Below are 12,725 nucleotides of genomic sequence, written 5' to 3' on the forward strand. Positions count from 1 at the left end.
CCGTGTCCGAGACGTTCCACAACGCGTCGTCCGATCACCGCCAGACCGGCCGCCCCGCGCGCGCCAGGCTGTTCCCATGACGAGCTTGAACGGAAAGGTCGCCCTGGTCACCGGTGGCGGACGGGGCATCGGCGCCGCCATCGCCCTCCGCCTGGCGGCCGAGGGGGCCGAGGTGGCCCTGACCTACGAACGCGACGCCGACAGTGCCGCCACGGTGGCCAGGCGGATCGAGGCGGCCGGACGGCGTGCGCTGGTGCTCGCCGCCGACAGTGCCGACCCCCGGGCGGTACGCGCGGCGGTGGACGGCACGGTGGCGGAGCTGGGCCGGCTGGACATCCTGGTGAACAATGCCGCGGTGTTCCTGGTCGGCCAGGTCGACGAGCTGGGCGCCGAGGAGGTGGACCGGACGCTGGCGGTCAACGTGCGGGCGCCGTACCTGGCCGCCCAGGCGGCTGCCCGACATCTGGGCGAGGGTGGCCGGATCATCAGCATCGGCAGCAACGTCGCCCGCCGGGCGCCCTTCCCGGGGCTCGCGCTCTATTCGATGAGCAAGACCGCGCTGGTGGGCCTGACCAAGGGGCTGGGCCGTGAGCTGGGCCCCCGGGGCATCACCGTCAACCTGGTGAATCCCGGACCCACCGACACCGACAGCAACCCGGCGGACGGACCGAACGCCGGGGCGATCGCCGGTCTGACCGCCCTCGGCCGGTACGCCGCCCCCGCCGAGATCGCGGCGGTCGTGGCGCACCTCGCCGGCCCCGACGCCGGATACCTCACCGGCGCGGTGGTCGACGTCGACGGCGGCTTCGCCATCTGACCGGACGCGGGCGGGCGCGGACCCGTTCCGTGCCCGTCCCCAGCCGCCGGGTCAGCCGGGTGGGCGCACGCCGTGGGTGAGGAACGGCAGGGCGACGGCGGGCAGCGCCGGTGAGCCGACGATGTCGTGGTGGGTCAGGCCGGGCAGCACGGCCAGCCGGGACACCGGGCGGTCGCCGCCGTCCCCGCCCGCGTCCCGGAGACCGCCCCCGAGCAGCCCGAAGAACTCGGCCGCGTGCCGGACCGGGATCGAGTCGGCGTCGGCGTACACCAGCAGCACGGGTACGGCCAACGCGGCCACCTCGGCCGACCAGTCGTACTCGCGGCGCAGCAGCTCCCCCATCTTGGTCCAGAGCGCCGGCCAGTCCCGGGGGCGCGGCGCCACCCGGGCGTACAGCTCGTGCGGTGGGGTGCCCCGCATCCGTTCCGCGGTCCGCTCGTCCTGGGCGGTCATCGCGGCCAGCACCTCCGGATACCAGCCGTCCCGCCGGCACGGCGCCGACACCACCACCAGCCGGCGCAGCAGCCCCGGGTGCTGGATCGCGGTACGCAGCGCCACGGCTCCGCCCAGCGAGTAGCCCATCAGGTCCGGCCCGGTCAGCCCGAGGTGGTCGATCAGCGCGGCGACGTCGTCGGCCATCGACTCGTGGCGCAGCGGCCGGTCCACGTCGGCGGTACGCCCGTGGCCCTGGAGGTCGACGGCGACGACCCGGCGGCGGGCGGCGAGGGTGGGCAGGATCGGCGCGAACGTCTCGACCGCGCCGAAGGCGCCGTGCAGCAGCACCAGCGGACGGCCGGCGCCGTGCGTCTCGTACCACAGCCGCACCCCGTTGACGTCCGCGTAGCTCACCTCGGCATCCTCCGTCACCGGCGGGCCGGCCGGTCGGAAAACGCCGCGCCCCCGCTGCCGTGGGCCGGGGGCAGCGGGGGCGCGACGGGTGCGGTCAGTTGACGCCGGTGACGGCCTTGACCAGGTTGATGCCGAAGTACAGGACGAACGCGATCGCCACCGCCCAGAGCAGCGGGTGGATGGTGCGGGCCTTGCCCTGGGCGACCCGGATGGCCACCCAGCTCACGAAGCCGGCGCCGATGCCGTTGGTGATCGAGTAGGTGAACGGCATCAGGGTCATGGTCAGGAACGCCGGGACGGCGACCCCCACGTCGGTGAAGTCGATCTCCTTGACCTGGCGGACCATCAGCGCGCCCACGATCACCAGGGCCGGGCCGGCGGCCTCGCTGGGCACCAGCGACACCAGCGGGGTGAGCAGCAGCGCGCCGAGGAAGAGCAGGCCGGTGACCACGCTGGTCAGGCCGGTCCGGCCACCGTCGGCGATGCCGGCGGAGGACTCGACGTACGTGGTGGCCGAGGAGGCGCTGCCGGCGCCACCGGCGACCGCGGCCACGCCGTCGACGAGCAGGACCTTGTCGAGGCGGGGCATGTCGGTGCCGTCGGCGGTGGTCAGGTTGGCCTGCTTGGCCAGGCCCACCGTGGTGCCCATGACGTCGAAGAAGTCGGCGAGCACGAGGGTGAAGACCAGCAGCAGCGCGGTCATCACGCCGACGTGCGCGAACGCGCCGAACGACACGTTGCCGACCAGGTGCAGGTCGGGGGCGGAGACCAGCGGGTCGGGCAGGGTCGGCACGTTGAGCTGCCAGCCGGTCGGGTTCGGCTTGCCGTCGACGAACGCCGGGCCCGGCTTGGTCAGCGCGTTGACGATCACCGCGACGACGGTGGTGACCACGATGCCGATCAGCACGCCGGCCTTGACCTTGCGGGCCACCAGGATGCCGGTGACGAGCAGGCCGACCAGGAAGACGACGGTCGGCCAGCCGCGCAGGGTGCCGTCGCCGCCGAGCTGCACCGGGACCGTGGTGCCGGCGGCGTCCGGCATCCGCCGGACCAGACCACCGTCGACGAAGCCGATGAAGGCGATGAACAGGCCGATTCCGGCGGCGATGGCTGCCTTCAGCTCCGCCGGGATGGCCCGGAAGACCGCCTTGCGGAAGCCGGTCATCACCAGCACGGTGATGATCAGACCCTCGATCACCACAAGGCCCATCGCCTCGGCCCAGGTCATCTGGGAGGCGACCGCGTACGCGACGAAGGCGTTCAGGCCCAGGCCGGTGGCGACCGCGAACGGCACCCGGCCGACCACGCCCATCAGGATGGTCATCACCGCGGCGACCAGGGCGGTGACCCCGGCGACCGGCGCGATGCCGAGCAGGTTGCCGTCGGCGTCCGGCGCGGTGCCGATGATCAGGGGGTTGAGCACCACGATGTACGCCATCGTGGCGAAGGTGGTGATGCCGGCGAGCACCTCGCGGCGGACGGTCGAGCCCCGCCGGGTGATCTCGAAGAAGCGGTCGAGGCGGCCGTGCTCGACGGGTTCCGTCGGCTCGACCGGGGCAGCAGGATCCTGCGTGGTCACGCTCATGGCGTGGCTTGCTCCGTTCCGGGTTGGCCCGCCGGACGCACCGGCGTGGGCTGCAGGGGTGCAGTCGTCCCGTTTCGGTTGGCCCGGAGAACGTCGGAACGGCTGGGCTCCACGGATCCCGTGAAGCACTACGAAGCCGCACCCCGGTCCGGGGAACGACTTCGCGCGTCCACCCTATCCACCGCCCACCCACCGCTGACCTGCCGCTATGGCAAACCTCACGCCCGGGCGCCCGGCCGGGGCCGGCAGCCGGCCAGTTCGGGGCAGCGCGGAGCGGGTTGCCGCCGGTAGCGTCGGGCGGGTGGCTCTCCTGGACCTGGTCGCGGCGGAACGTCACCGGTTCGCCGACCTGATCGACTCGCTGACCCCCGAGCAGCTCGACACCCCCAGCCTCTGCGGCGAGTGGACGGTCAGGCAGGTCGCCGGGCACGTGGTCGCCCCGTTCGCCACGCGGCGGTCCTGGTTCCTGCCGCTGCTGCTGCACAGCCGGTTCAGCCTGCACCGGGCGAACGCCGAGCTGGCCCGGATGGTGGCCCGCCGGCCGGTCGCCGAGCTGACCGGCGAGCTGCGACGCAACGCCCGCAACCCGTTCGCCCCGCCCGTGGTCGGGCAGCTCGGTCAGCTCACCGACCTCCAGGTGCACGCCCAGGACGTCCGGCGCCCGCTCGGCCTGGCGTACGCGCTCGACCCCGAGCCCGCCCGCACGTCACTGGACTTCCTGGTCAGCCGCCGGTCGGTGGCCTTCGGCCCGCGCCGGCTCCGCGGCGGCCTGCGGTTCGCGACCACCGACCTGGACTGGGCCTGGGGCGACGGCCCGGAGGTACGCGGCACGGCGGAGGCGATCATGATGGCGCTCACCGGGCGGACGGTGGTGCTGCCCGAGCTGACCGGCGACGGCGCGGCGGTGCTGCGGAAGCGGTCGGCCCGGTGACCCGGCACCGGCCGGTGGTCACCGACGCGCTGGCGCGGCACGTGGTCGGCGTCTGGGGCGGCGACGGCGAGCGGTGGCTGGCCGAACTGCCGACCCTCCTGGCCGACCTGGCCCGGGACTGGCAGCTCGACCTCGGTGAGCCGTACGAGCTGTCCTACCACTACGTCGCCGCCGCCACCCTGGCCGACGGGACACCGGCCGTACTCAAGCTGGGGGTGCCGACCGGGACGTCGCTGGCCGAGGAGGCGCCCGCGCTCGCGGCGTTCGCCGGCCGGGGCGCGGTCCGGCTGCTGCGCGTGGACCTCGACCGGGGGGCGTTGCTGCTGGAGCGGGCGGTCCCCGGCGGGCGGTTGCGCGACCTGGTGCCCGACCGCGACGCCGAGGCCACCTCGGCGCTGGCCGGCGTGATCCGCCGACTGCACGGGCCGCCGCCGCCCGGCTGCCCGCTGCGGGAGGCGGCGGCCCAGGCCCGGGCCTTCGACCGCTACCTGGACCGGTACGACACGGCCGGGCCGCTGCCGCACGACCTGGTGAGGCGGGCCGGCGGCCTGATGCACGAACTCTGCGCGTCGGCCCCCGACCGGGTGGTGCTGCACGGCGACCTGCACCACGACAACGTCCTGCGCGCCACCCGGGAGCCCTGGCTCGCCATCGACCCGCACGGCCTGGTCGGCGATCCCGGGTACGAGGTCGGGGCGCTGCTCTACAACCCGGCACCCGACGACCGGAGCGCGACGCTGACCGGCCTGGTGCCGGCCCGGGTCGAGCAGCTCGCCGACGAGCTGGCGATGCCGGTGGAGCGGGTGGTGGCCTGGGGCTTCGTCAAGGCGGTGCTGTCGGACGTGTGGACGGCCGAGGAGTGGAGCCCGGCGTGGAACCGTTCGCCGGCGAGCCGGGCCCTCGACGTGGCCCGGCTGCTCCTGCCCCGCCTGTCCTGACCTCGGGCTGTCGTACCCGGCGGCCATGATGGGCGGACCGACCGCTGACCACGAACGGAGCGACCCGATGAGCCGGCACGTCCAGGTCACCTTCGACGCCCACGACCCGCGCGCGCTGTCGTCCTTCTGGCGGGACGTGCTCGGCTACGTCCATCCCGGACCGCCCGGCGTGGAGTTGCCCGCCGGCGCCGACCCGCTGGCCGCCTGGGACGACTTCCTCGCCCGGATCGGCGTGCCGGAGGGGCAGCGCAACACCCGGTCGGCCATCGAGGATCCGGACGGGCCCGGCCCGCGGGTGTTCTTCCAGCAGGTGCCGGAGGACAAGGCCGGCAAGAACCGGGTCCACCTCGACGTCCGGGCGGCCCCCGGGCTGCGCGGCGAGGAGCGGATGGCGGCGCTGGAGGCCGAGTGCGCCCGGCTGGTCGCACTCGGGGCGACCCGGCTGGGCCGGGAGGAGCCCGCTGCACCGATGAGCGCCGGCCACATCGTCATGGCCGACCCGGAGGGCAACGAGTTCTGCCTGGACTGACTGTGAGGCTGGCCGGGTCGGTCAGGTCCGTGCCGCCACCGGTTGCGGAGCGGAGTCGAGCGGCAGGTCGCGCAGCCGGCGGATCGGGGTCGAGAGATAGATGACCGGGGACAGCACGGTGAGCGCGGCGAAGAGCAGCAGAGTGGTGCGGGCACCGAGTGGTCCGGCCAGCGCGCCGGCGAGCAGGCCGCCGAGCGGGATGGCCCCCCAGGAGACGAACTTGACCGTGGCGATCACCCGGGACAGGAGGTCGGGCGGGCTGGCGAGCATCCGGTAGGTGCGAGTGGTCACGCTGAGCACCACCGAGGAGACGGCGAGGACGATGTTGCCCACGGCGAAGGCGAGGTAGGCGGCGACCCCGGTGCCCAGCGGGATGATGAGCGCGCCGGCCACGCCGACGACGGACGCGATGATGAGGCCGCGGGCGGTGCCGACCCGGTCGGTGAACCGGGTGGTCACCGCGGCGCCGACGAGCGCGCCGAGGCCGTCGGTGGCCAGCAGCAGCCCGACCAGGAACGGCGACGCGTGCAGCTCGCGTACCAGGTAGAAGGGGGTGAGGGCGATCATCGCGCCGGCGACGAAGTTCGTCACGGTGGCGTCCCACATGGCCGGGCCGATGATCGGGTGCCGGAGGACGAAGTGCCAACCCTCGCGGATCATCGTGACCATCGGCGTCCGCTGCGCCGGCCGCTGCACCCGTCGGGCCGGCAGCGTCCGCAGCAGCACGGCGGAGACGACATAGCTGACGGCGTCGACGAGGAGCGTCGGCACCGCACCCAACACCTGCACCGCGAGTCCGCCGAGAGACGGCCCGCCGAGTTGGGTGGCGGCGTGCGTGCCGGAGTTCAGGCTGTTGCGCGCCTGGAGCTGGGCGGGCGGCACGATCTCCGGCAGGAACGTCTGGTTCGCCACGTCGAACAGCACGTTGGCGAAGCTCACCACCAGGGCGACGGCGACCAGCTGGGCCACCGTCAGCGCGTCGTACCACCAGGCCAGCGGCACCGACGCGACCGCGAGGGCCCGGGTCAGGTCCAGGGTGACCTGCATGCCGCGCAACGGCAGGCGCTGCACGATCACCCCGGCCGGCAGGCTGACCAGCAGGTACGCGAGGTAGCCGGCCGCCGTGATGAGACCCATCTCGAAGGCCGACGCGTTAAGCACGGTGAGGGCGGTCAACGGCAGTGCCACCGCGCCGACCGCGGACCCCAGTTGACTGGCCGTGCCGGCCGTCCACCAGCGCCAGAAGGCAGTGAGTTCCATAATGGAACGCACTATAGTGGAGGGCGTGAGAAGAGTCGACCTCGCCGACGCCGACTGCGGCATCGCCCAGACCCTCGGCGTGCTGTCCGACTGGTGGACGTTCCTGCTCATCCGCGACATCGCCGGCGGCGTGACCCGCTTCGACGGTCTGCAACGCGGGCTCGGCATGAGCCGCCGCGCCCTGACCGAACGCCTCGCCGCCCTCGTCGAGCACGGCGTGCTGCGCCGCCGGCCGTACACCGATCGCCCACCGCGCTACGACTACCTGCTCACCCCGAAAGGCGAGGGCCTGCTGCCGGTGCTGATCGCGTTGCAGGAGTGGGGCGACCGGCACCTGCTCGGCGACGGGTCGCTCACCGCCACGGCGACGGCCGGGTCGGCGGAGGCCCGCCGCCTGCACGCCCTGGTCGGGCGTCGACTTCCCGAGGTGGCCCTGGTACGCCACGACGGCGTACCGGTGCCGCCCGCCGACCCGGACGCCTGGACGGCGCTCTACTGCTTCCCCGGCGCGTTCGTGCCCGGGGCGCAGGGCCTCCCACCGTCCTGGAGTGACATCCCCGGCGCTGCCGGCTGCACGCTGGAGTCCACCACCTACGCGTCACGGGCCGCCGACTTCGCCGCGCTGGGCGCCCGTATCCACGGGGTCAGCACCCAGCGTCCGGACCAGCTGGCCGCCTTCGCAGCGCACGCCGAGCTGCCGTTCCCGCTGCTCTCCGACGCCGACGGTCGGCTCGCCGCCGCGCTGCTGCTGCCCACCTTCCGGGCAGCCGGCGCCGACCGGCTGAAGCGGGCGACACTGCTGGTCGACCCGACCGCGACGGTACGCGCCGTCCAGTTCCCGGTCACCGATCCGGCCGGCTCGGTCGACGAGATGCTGCGCCTGGTCCGCGAGCACCTGCCCGACGCAGATGACGAGCCCGCGGCGGCGGAACGCCGGGCCTAGACTCGGGCGATGGAACGGATCGACCGCGCCAGCCGGGTGATCGCCGCGGCGCCGACCACCGTCTACGACGCGCTCCTCGACCCGGAAGCGCTTGAGGCGTGGCTCCCGCCGGACGGGATGCGCGGCCGGGTCGAGCGGTGGGATCCCCGGCCGGGCGGCGGATTCCGGATGGTCCTCACCTACCTCGACGCCACCGACGCTCCGGGTAAGACGTCGGACGCGACGGACGCCGTGGAGGTCGGGTTCGCCGAGCTGACGCCCCCGGAACGGGTGGTGCAGCGGGCGGTGTTCGAGGCCGACGACCCGGCGCACGCGGGGGTCATGACGATGACCTGGCAGCTCACCGCCGTCGGCGGGGGGACCCAGGTGACGGTCACCGCCACCGACGTGCCGGCCGGCATCGACCAGACAGACCACCAGACCGCGATGGCCTCGTCGCTGGCCAACCTGGCGGCGTACGTCGAAGCGGCCGAGCGGGCCGACGGGTGAGCGGGCACCGACGACCTGCCGGCGTGGTCGATCCGCTCGGGAAGGCGTCGGATGTGCGGCAATAAAAAGGCTTGCACAGGTGCCGGGCTGAGAGTCGACTGCTCACCATGCCTTCCCCCTCACCGATCTTCGTTGCCGGTACGGGTCGTTCGGGAACGTCACGGATCGCCGACATCATCGGCGAACATCCGCTGATCCACCGAATTCCCATGGAGACCCGGTTTCTCATCGACCCGGGTGGCCTGCGGGACCTGGCCGACGCCCTCACCGATCGATACGACCCCACCGTCGGTGAGGACGCCCTGCACCGGCTGAGCGACTTCCTCACCGTCCGAGTGCCCGACCGGCGAGACGATCGCGGCAAAACCGTTCCCGAGCTGGTCGGCGAGCGGCGATACCGGGACGCGGTGCAACAGCTCTGGCCGCAGTTGATCGCGTACACATACGACGAACCTGCGCCCGCAGAGGGCTTCGGGAACGCCGACCGGCCCGCCGGACCGTTCGAGCCGCTGAGCCGCCGACGGGTGATTCCCAGGTATTTCAGCGACCGGATCGAACTGCTCCGAATCTTGCGGGGCCTCATCGACACCGTGTTCGGCGGAGCAGCCGCCGACGCGGGCAAGCCGACCTGGTGCGAGAAGACACCGTTCAACCTGCTGTACATGGAATTCCTCTGGGAACTGATCCCCGAAGCAACCATTGTGCACATCAAACGTCACCCGGTCTCGGTGCTCGCATCCCACCTGGACCAGCCATGGGCACCGCCCACCGTCGACGGCGCGCTCGCCTACCTCAAGCCGGTCTATCACCGATGGCTCACCTGGAGGAACACGGTCGACCTGACGGGCAGGCGATACATCGAGGTGAAAGCAGAAGACCTCGCCGCCGACTGGTCCGGACAGCGCCGCGCCCTGTTCGAACGGCTCGACGTCGACGACTTCGACACCCCTTCAAGGTTTCTGGCGCACAAGCTGACGAACCGCAGCGGCCAATTCGACGACAAAACCCGCGAGTTCCTCGAAGAAGCGCTCGGCGAGGTCATCCCTGCCATGGGATATGAGTGACGGCTCTCGATCGCGACCCCGTCACCGCGCTATCGCGTCGGTAAGGGCCCCTCGGTCGAGGGGGTCCGCAAGCTCCCCGCCGCCACCGAGGGGCACAGCATCCTCCCGCTGCCCGACTGGACCTGGCTGGCGCTACTCGACCACCAGGAGCGCCAGCGCCGGGAGCGCGACCACCTCGCCGACGTCTGATCCGGCGACCGCCACGAAAGTTGCGCTGCGCAGCCTCGCCCGGCGCTGGCTGGCCCTTCAGGCCGAGATCGACGACCTCGACAGCCACTTTGGCCGCCCCCGCCACCGCCACCGCCCCAGACTTGGTCGCGCTGCCTGGCGTCGGCGTCGACACCGCTGGACAACTCCTCGTCACCGCCGGCGACAACCCTCACCGCTTGCACTCCGAAGGAGCTTTCGCCCGGCTCTGCGGCGTCGCCCCCATCCCGGCCAGCTCCGGACGGACCGACCGTCACCGCCTACACCGTGGTGGCGACCGCGAAGCCAACCGCGCCCTCTGGCGCATCACCCTGGTCCGCATGCGCTGCCACCAGCCCACCAAGGACTACGTCACCCGCCGCACCGCAGAGGGCAGGACCAAGACCGAGATCATGCGCTGCCTCAAGCGCTACATCGCCCGGGAAGCCCTCACCCACCTCGCACCTCGCCCAACAGAGCAGGCACCATGACCCGGTGCGACTACTGACGGCAGATGAGTTCACCGCCACGATCGGGACACCGCCAACAGCGGCCGACGTCGAGGGGCCTCCTCCGTTCGACTTCTGGACCTACTACGACGCCATCCCCCATGAGCACCTCGCTGGCCACGACTTCAGCCGTGAGGAGGTGACGAACGTCTGGCAGATGCCCGACGGCATCCACCAGCACGTCCTGATCGCGTCCGGAACCCCGAACGTGTTCATGGCGCTCGTGCTCAACCTCCGAACAGCATCAGTACTCGGCCACCACCTGCTCGACCTCAACGAGCTATACGGGCTCAACCAGCCGCCCGAGACACCGCTTGACGAACAATAGGAGCGTCCACTTCGCCGGCAGCCGGCTGTCCGACTCCGGTTGATGGTTGACACGGCGGCCTCCGTTGATGCTTGACGCCGTGGCGATGCACCGCTGGCTCAGCTGTGGTGGCCGGGTAATTCCGATGACGGCCTTCGGGCGGACAGCAAGGATGGTGCGTCTAGGGGGTGCGACCACGGATGGCACTTACGGATGGCACGGACCAACAGCATCGACCCGTCGCCCTGGTGACCGGTGCCGGCCGCAGCGCCGGCATCGCCGCGTCGGTGGTGCTGACGCTGGCTCAGACCGGCTGGGATGTCGGGTTCACCTACTGGACCCCGTACGACGAGCGGATGCCATGGGGCGCCGATCCCGAGGCCATGACGCAGCTCAGCAGCCAAGCCACCAAGCACGGGGCGAGAACTGCCGCGGTCGAGGCGGACCTCGCTGATCCTCACGCCACGGCGGACATCTTCGAGGCCGTGGAGCGAGAGCTGGGCTCGGTCAGCGCGCTCGTCCTCGCCCACTGCGAGAGCGTCAATTCGGGCCTGCTCGACACGAGTATCGAGAGCTTCGACCGCCACTTCGCGGTCAACACCCGCGCGAGCTGGCTGCTGATTCGCGAGTACGCCCAACGGTTCCAGGGGGCTCACGGCACGGGACGCATCGTCAGCCTGACCAGTGACGCCACCGTCGGAAATCTCCCCTACGGAGCCAGCAAAGGCGCTCTCGATCGGATCACCCTGGCCGCCGCTCAAGAACTGGCCCACCTCGGCGTGACCGCCAACGCCATCGATCCCGGCCCAACCGATACCGGCTGGATGACCGCAGAGATCAAGGATGCCGTCCTACGATCCACCCCGCTCGGTCGCCTCGGCCGCCCACAGGACTGTGCGAACCTCGTCGCGTTCCTGTGCTCGCCCGATGGGGGCTGGATCAACGGTCAACTCCTACACAGCGACGGCGGCATCCCCTAACTGACGCTGCGCCTTCGAAGATGCCAGGTGTCAAGCATCGTCCGAGGCCGCCGTGTCAACCATCATGCGAGACCAGGCATCGCCGCAGCCGGCTGGTCCGGCTCAGTGACCGATGGCCCGCTGGTGCTGTCACCGCCCCGGGAAGTGATCTTCGCGGGGCGGTTTTCGCTGGTGGTGAAGGGTGGGCGCGGCAGGTTTCGAACCTGCGACCCCTCGCTTGTAAGGCGAGTGCTCTCCCACTGAGCTACGCGCCCGGAACGCCCGTTCGGCGGGCCGGAGGCTGGCCAGCTTACCTGTCCGCCTCCGGCCCGGTCGAACGAGTACCGGTGGAACGGATCAGGCGGCGACGGCCTCGGCCAGGGCCTTGCGCCAGCCCTGCTGGTCGCGGGCCTCACCCGGCATGTTCATCTCGGCGAAGCGGACCACGCCGGCCTTGTCGATCACGAAGGTGCCCCGGTTGGCGATGCCGGCGACGTCGTTGAAGACGCCGTACGCCTGGGCGACCGCCCCGTGCGGCCAGAAGTCGGCCAGCAGCGGGAACTGGTAGCCCTCCTTCTCGGCCCAGATCTTGTGCGAGTAGACGGAGTCCACGCTGACGGTGAGCACCTGGACGTCGTCGTTGACGTACTCGTTGAGGTTGTCGCGCACCTCGCAGAGCTCGCCCTGGCAGATGCCGGTGAAGGCCAGCGGGTAGAAGACCAGCAGCACGGTGCGGCTGCCCCGGAAGTCCGAGAGCCGGACCTCCTGGTTGTTCTGGTCCTTGAGTACGAAGTCCGGCGCCTGCGCGCCAACCTCGATCGGCATGCGAACTCCTCGGTTCTTCTCGGGGTGGGATCAGCCTGCCACACCCGGCGGCCGGGGCCGCCGGGAGCGCACGCGGGTGGTTACTTCTTGCCCTTGGAACCGCGGCGCAGCACGAGGCGGGCGCCGCTCCAGTCCCGGCCGGCGTTGATGGTGGAGGTCTGCTGGAGGCCGGCGGTCTGCGCGGACTCGGCGACCTCGCTCGGTTCGACGTGCCCGTCGCGCCCGGCCTTGGGCGTCAGGAGCCACACCACACCGGCGTCGGCCAGCGGGCCGAGGGCGTCGACGAGCAGCTCGAACAGATCACCGTCACCGTCCCGGTACCACACCAGCACGGCGTCGACCACCTCGTCGGTGTCCTCGTCGACAAGTTCTCCACAGCGGTCGGTCAGGGCGTCCCGGAGATCCTGGTCGACGTCGTCGTCGTACCCCATCTCCATGACGACCATCCCCGGCTCGATCCCGAACCGGTCCGCCAGGCTGCGTACCCCGTCGGCGGCCTGACCAGCGGTCGCGCTCACTGTCGCGTGCCTCCTC

15 protein-coding genes and 1 tRNA gene are annotated in these 12,725 nt (G+C 71.8%); 10 read left to right on the top strand and 6 right to left on the bottom strand.

Annotated features, from left to right (window positions below; all coding sequences use genetic code 11):
- The first annotated feature begins 76 nt into the window (after positions 1–76).
- Positions 77–817, top strand: a complete 741-nt coding sequence (locus GA0074704_RS23695) for an SDR family NAD(P)-dependent oxidoreductase (RefSeq protein ID WP_088972530.1) — start codon at positions 77–79, stop codon at positions 815–817.
- A 51-nt stretch (positions 818–868) separates the two neighbouring features.
- Here the strand turns inward: GA0074704_RS23695 and GA0074704_RS23700 are convergent, their stop codons facing one another.
- Both GA0074704_RS23700 and GA0074704_RS23705 read right to left on the bottom strand, forming a co-directional pair.
- The gene (locus GA0074704_RS23700) at positions 869–1,666 is read right to left on the bottom strand and encodes an alpha/beta fold hydrolase (RefSeq protein WP_088973930.1); all 798 of its coding nucleotides are present in this window, start codon (positions 1,664–1,666) and stop codon (positions 869–871) included.
- Between the two features lie 94 nt (positions 1,667–1,760).
- Positions 1,761–3,251: an NCS2 family permease gene (locus GA0074704_RS23705; protein ID WP_088972531.1), complete on the bottom strand. Its 1,491-nt coding sequence runs from the start codon at positions 3,249–3,251 to the stop codon at positions 1,761–1,763.
- Positions 3,252–3,552: 301 nt separating this feature from the next.
- On the opposite strand from GA0074704_RS23705, the gene GA0074704_RS23710 reads away from it, so the two are divergent.
- From GA0074704_RS23710 to GA0074704_RS23720, 3 genes are all read left to right on the top strand, one after another.
- Positions 3,553–4,182: a maleylpyruvate isomerase family mycothiol-dependent enzyme gene (locus GA0074704_RS23710; RefSeq protein ID WP_157743774.1), complete on the top strand. Its 630-nt coding sequence runs from the start codon at positions 3,553–3,555 to the stop codon at positions 4,180–4,182.
- Positions 4,179–5,120 (top strand): aminoglycoside phosphotransferase family protein, encoded by a 942-nt coding sequence (locus GA0074704_RS23715; protein ID WP_157743775.1) that lies wholly within the window; start codon positions 4,179–4,181, stop codon positions 5,118–5,120. The genes GA0074704_RS23710 and GA0074704_RS23715 overlap by 4 nt, the downstream gene beginning before the upstream one ends.
- A 67-nt stretch (positions 5,121–5,187) precedes the next feature.
- A complete protein-coding gene (locus GA0074704_RS23720; RefSeq protein WP_088973932.1) occupies positions 5,188–5,649 on the top strand; it encodes a VOC family protein in 462 nt (153 codons plus the stop codon).
- A gap of 21 nt (positions 5,650–5,670) precedes the next feature.
- On the opposite strand, the gene GA0074704_RS23725 is transcribed toward GA0074704_RS23720, so the two are convergent.
- Positions 5,671–6,909 (bottom strand): MFS transporter, encoded by a 1,239-nt coding sequence (locus GA0074704_RS23725; protein ID WP_088972533.1) that lies wholly within the window; start codon positions 6,907–6,909, stop codon positions 5,671–5,673.
- 25 nt (positions 6,910–6,934) lie between these two features.
- Here GA0074704_RS23725 and GA0074704_RS23730 point away from each other — a divergent pair, with 25 nt between their 5' ends.
- The 6 genes from GA0074704_RS23730 (at position 6,935) to GA0074704_RS23755 (ending at position 11,387) form a co-directional block, all read left to right on the top strand.
- On the top strand, positions 6,935–7,852 hold the full coding sequence (locus GA0074704_RS23730) for a winged helix-turn-helix transcriptional regulator (protein ID WP_088972534.1): 918 nt from the start codon (positions 6,935–6,937) through the stop codon (positions 7,850–7,852).
- Positions 7,853–7,861: 9 nt separating this feature from the next.
- Entirely contained in the window at positions 7,862–8,341 is a 480-nt protein-coding gene (locus GA0074704_RS23735; RefSeq protein WP_088972535.1) for an SRPBCC family protein, read from the top strand.
- Between the two features lie 107 nt (positions 8,342–8,448).
- Positions 8,449–9,405 carry a sulfotransferase family protein gene (locus tag GA0074704_RS23740; RefSeq protein WP_231926663.1) on the top strand — a complete coding sequence of 319 codons (957 nt, stop codon included), beginning with the start codon at positions 8,449–8,451 and terminating at the stop codon, positions 9,403–9,405.
- 311 nt (positions 9,406–9,716) lie between these two features.
- Positions 9,717–10,082, top strand: a complete 366-nt coding sequence (locus tag GA0074704_RS23745; RefSeq protein ID WP_157743776.1) for a transposase — start codon at positions 9,717–9,719, stop codon at positions 10,080–10,082.
- Positions 10,083–10,086: 4 nt separating this feature from the next.
- The gene (locus GA0074704_RS23750; RefSeq protein WP_088972538.1) at positions 10,087–10,428 is read left to right on the top strand and encodes a hypothetical protein; all 342 of its coding nucleotides are present in this window, start codon (positions 10,087–10,089) and stop codon (positions 10,426–10,428) included.
- A 179-nt stretch (positions 10,429–10,607) separates the two neighbouring features.
- The gene (locus tag GA0074704_RS23755) at positions 10,608–11,387 is read left to right on the top strand and encodes an SDR family oxidoreductase (protein ID WP_088972539.1); all 780 of its coding nucleotides are present in this window, start codon (positions 10,608–10,610) and stop codon (positions 11,385–11,387) included.
- A 182-nt stretch (positions 11,388–11,569) separates the two neighbouring features.
- Here GA0074704_RS23755 and GA0074704_RS23760 read toward each other — a convergent pair.
- From GA0074704_RS23760 to GA0074704_RS23770, 3 genes are all read right to left on the bottom strand, one after another.
- Positions 11,570–11,641: transfer RNA gene (locus GA0074704_RS23760), tRNA-Val, on the bottom strand.
- Positions 11,642–11,723: 82 nt separating this feature from the next.
- The gene (locus tag GA0074704_RS23765) at positions 11,724–12,191 is read right to left on the bottom strand and encodes a peroxiredoxin (protein WP_088972540.1); all 468 of its coding nucleotides are present in this window, start codon (positions 12,189–12,191) and stop codon (positions 11,724–11,726) included.
- An 80-nt stretch (positions 12,192–12,271) separates the two neighbouring features.
- Positions 12,272–12,709 (bottom strand): DUF3052 domain-containing protein, encoded by a 438-nt coding sequence (locus tag GA0074704_RS23770; RefSeq protein ID WP_088972541.1) that lies wholly within the window; start codon positions 12,707–12,709, stop codon positions 12,272–12,274.
- Between the last annotated feature and the right edge of the window lie 16 nt (positions 12,710–12,725).

Source organism: Micromonospora siamensis (assembly GCF_900090305.1).
GTDB classification, from domain to species: domain Bacteria; phylum Actinomycetota; class Actinomycetes; order Mycobacteriales; family Micromonosporaceae; genus Micromonospora; species Micromonospora siamensis.